4 protein-coding genes and 1 tRNA gene are annotated in these 2,789 nt (G+C 45.2%); 3 read left to right on the top strand and 2 right to left on the bottom strand.

What is annotated here, in order from left to right:
• From MES37_RS25035 to MES37_RS23965, 3 genes are all read left to right on the top strand, one after another.
• On the top strand, window positions 1-92 hold a 92-nt coding region (locus tag MES37_RS25035), incomplete at its 5' end, for a hypothetical protein (RefSeq protein WP_443107966.1).
• 57 nt (window positions 93-149) lie between these two features.
• Window positions 150-707 (top strand): CDP-diacylglycerol--glycerol-3-phosphate 3-phosphatidyltransferase, encoded by a 558-nt coding sequence (gene pgsA / locus MES37_RS23970; RefSeq protein ID WP_064545575.1) that lies wholly within the window; start codon window positions 150-152, stop codon window positions 705-707.
• A gap of 179 nt (window positions 708-886) precedes the next feature.
• Entirely contained in the window at window positions 887-1,783 is an 897-nt protein-coding gene (locus tag MES37_RS23965; protein WP_064545576.1) for a LysR family transcriptional regulator, read from the top strand.
• 3 nt (window positions 1,784-1,786) lie between these two features.
• Here the strand turns inward: MES37_RS23965 and MES37_RS23960 are convergent, their stop codons facing one another.
• Entirely contained in the window at window positions 1,787-2,503 is a 717-nt protein-coding gene (locus MES37_RS23960) for a sulfite exporter TauE/SafE family protein (RefSeq protein ID WP_208856723.1), read from the bottom strand.
• A gap of 197 nt (window positions 2,504-2,700) precedes the next feature.
• A tRNA-Asn gene (locus MES37_RS23955) sits at window positions 2,701-2,776 on the bottom strand.
• Between the last annotated feature and the right edge of the window lie 13 nt (window positions 2,777-2,789).

Genomic DNA, 2,789 nt, shown 5'->3' with positions numbered 1-2,789 from the left:
CATTAAAGAACGCATCCGTAGAAGAAATCGCAAAAGTGCCGGGTATCTCGCAAGCGTTGGCAGAAAAGATCTTCTACTCGTTGAAACATTAAGGCCTCTGTAGCAACATAGAGACAATTTCCACTTACGACAGACAGTTAACCAGCACTATGCAATTTAATATCCCAACATTGCTTACTCTGTTTCGTATCATCCTTATCCCATTCTTTGTGCTGGCTTTTTATCTGCCGTTTAGCTGGGCGCCATTCCTGTGTGCGTTTATCTTCTGGTTTGCCGCAATCACTGACTGGTTTGATGGTTTTCTGGCACGTCGCTGGAACCAAAGCACACGTTTTGGTGCCTTCCTTGACCCGGTAGCCGATAAAGTCATGGTAGTCGTCGCTCTGGTGCTGGTGGCTGAACATTACCATGCCTGGTGGGTGACGCTGCCTGCGGCAACCATGATTGCTCGTGAAATCATTATTTCTGCTTTGCGCGAATGGATGGCTGAAATCGGTAAACGCAGCAGTGTTGCCGTTTCCTGGATTGGTAAATCCAAGACCATGGCGCAAATGCTGGCGCTGATTGGTATGCTATGGCGTCCAAACATGTGGATCGAATACGCGGGGATTGGTCTGTTCTTTATCGCAGCAGTGTTAACATTCTGGTCAATGTTCCAGTACCTGAAAGCGGCAAGTAAAGACTTGCTCGATAACTCTGGCGTTTAATCTTTTCCAGCAACCAGTCTCACATTTCAAATTAACGAGAGTTATCTATCCTGACGGTAACTCTCGTACTCCGCTCTACGGTAACCTTTGGTGCCTTCTCCCGGTCCTGCATGATTCACGCTCAACACTACCGACTATAATCTCGCTTAGGTCAGAATAAACAAGGAGCAGGTGTTCTTATGCGGTTTGATATCATCGACTTACGGCTGTTTCTGAACGTTTATAAAGCGGGAAGCATCACCGGTGGTGCTGTGCTGTCAAACCTGACGTTGCAGTCGGCAAGCGAGCGTATCCGTGGTATGGAGGGGGAGTTGGGTGTCGAGCTGTTTAGCCGCTCCAGAAAAGGGGTCAAGCTATCTGACGCTGGGTTTTCGTTGGTCAACCATGCCAATATTGTGTTGCAACAAGTTGAGCACATGCGCAGTGAATTACATCAATACGGCAAAGGGTTACGCGGGCATATCAACCTGCTGTGCAATTCATCGGCGCAGAACGAATTTTTACCCCAGTTGCTGGGTTCTTATTTAAGCCTTAAACCCAATATTTCTGTTTCTGTTAAAGAAATGCTCAGCTATGACATAGTCGCCGCTATTAAAAATCAAATGGCCAATTTAGGCATTGTTGCTGACTCAACAGAGCTGAACGGCCTGGTATCATTACCGTTCCGTGATGATGAATTAGTGGTGTTTGTGCCCGCCAAAAACGATTGGCATGATAGCGAGAGTATTGCTTTCCGGGATATTGTCACTGCTGAATTTACGGGATTATCTGAGGGGAGTGCGCTTCAGGAGCACATTGAAGGGCATGCCAAAAAATTGGGATATCGTATTAGCTATCGCGTTCGTATGGCAACATTCGATGCCGTGATGCAAATTGTCGACAGTGGCGTCGGCATTGCTATTATCCCGAGGCGTGCCGCCGAGCGATTTAATTCCATGAATGGCAGCAAAATAATCCGTTTAACCGATAGCTGGGCTGACCGCAAACTGATCATTTGTGCCCGGGATTTTACTGAACTGCCTGGATACGCGAAAGAATTCGTTGATTTCATGACACAACGTCAGAATGACTCATAACTATTATTTTATCGTCATATAAATTCCAAGTGCGATAAGCCCGATAAAAAAACAGCGGCGGAAGGCGAGTTCACTGATCACCTTACGCAAGTATTGGCCTACATACATTCCTGCGATTGCAGGAATCAACGCAACGGCAGACAGATAATAATCAACGTGAGCCAGTTTACTGTCCAATGACAGATGAATGGCTAAGGCAATCGTTGATGCTGTGAAGGCTAATCCGAGAGCCTGGATAAGATCATTTTTATTTAACTGGAGCGATTGTAAATAGGGTACTGCCGGAATCACAAAAACACCGGTTGCTGCGGTAATGGTACCGGTAATATAGCCTGCTACAGGTGATAGCCATTTTTCTGATTGAACTGATGATGGCAACCTTTTAGCGATAAGCCCCCAAAGACCGTACATTATAAGCACAATACCCAATGCCGTTTCTGTCCACGATGATGCAGACGTTAATCCAGGTAAGAGGCTAAATAATGTACCAATGAAAATGCCTGCTATAAATCCCCATAATCTTTTAATTAAATCGATGAATGTTGGCCCGGTAAATAACTGCCATATATTTGTAACCAGAGAGGGTAAAATTAGCAAGCCCGCAGCGCTGGCGGGCGTCATGACGACAGTTAATAATCCCATTGCTATAGTGGGTAAACCCAAACCAATAACACCTTTTACAATGCCAGCCAGCAGGAATACACAAATGATAGTAATCAATTTAATCCCTCGGTTATAACAAACTTGATAACAAAATATTAAATTGAGCGGTAATTTCTGTATATGAGTATTTAGCTGAGGATGTATCAGGGAAAAACTTATTTAACAAGAAGATGCAGATCTGAGGGAACGGAAGGATTTAGCGCGGATCTATAAAGCAAAAGCCCGCTTAGTTTCCTAAGCGGGCTTCTTAAATTTGGCTCCTCTGACTGGACTCGAACCAGTGACATACGGATTAACAGTCCGCCGTTCTACCGACTGAACTACAGAGGAATCGGTTAACGGG

Origin of the sequence: Buttiauxella sp. S19-1 (genome assembly GCF_022134725.1) — a bacterium.
Taxonomy (GTDB): Bacteria; Pseudomonadota; Gammaproteobacteria; order Enterobacterales; family Enterobacteriaceae; genus Buttiauxella; species Buttiauxella ferragutiae.
The sequence above is the reverse complement of the archived record's forward strand: the minus strand, read 5'-3'. Positions and strand labels throughout refer to the sequence as shown.

What these genes read in the sequence shown, in the direction of transcription:
- pgsA (WP_064545575.1), top strand. Translation starts at nt 150, where the DNA reads ATGCAATTTAATATCCCAACATTGCTTACTCTGTTTCGTATCATCCTT.
- MES37_RS23965 (WP_064545576.1), top strand. Translation starts at nt 887, where the DNA reads ATGCGGTTTGATATCATCGACTTACGGCTGTTTCTGAACGTTTATAAA.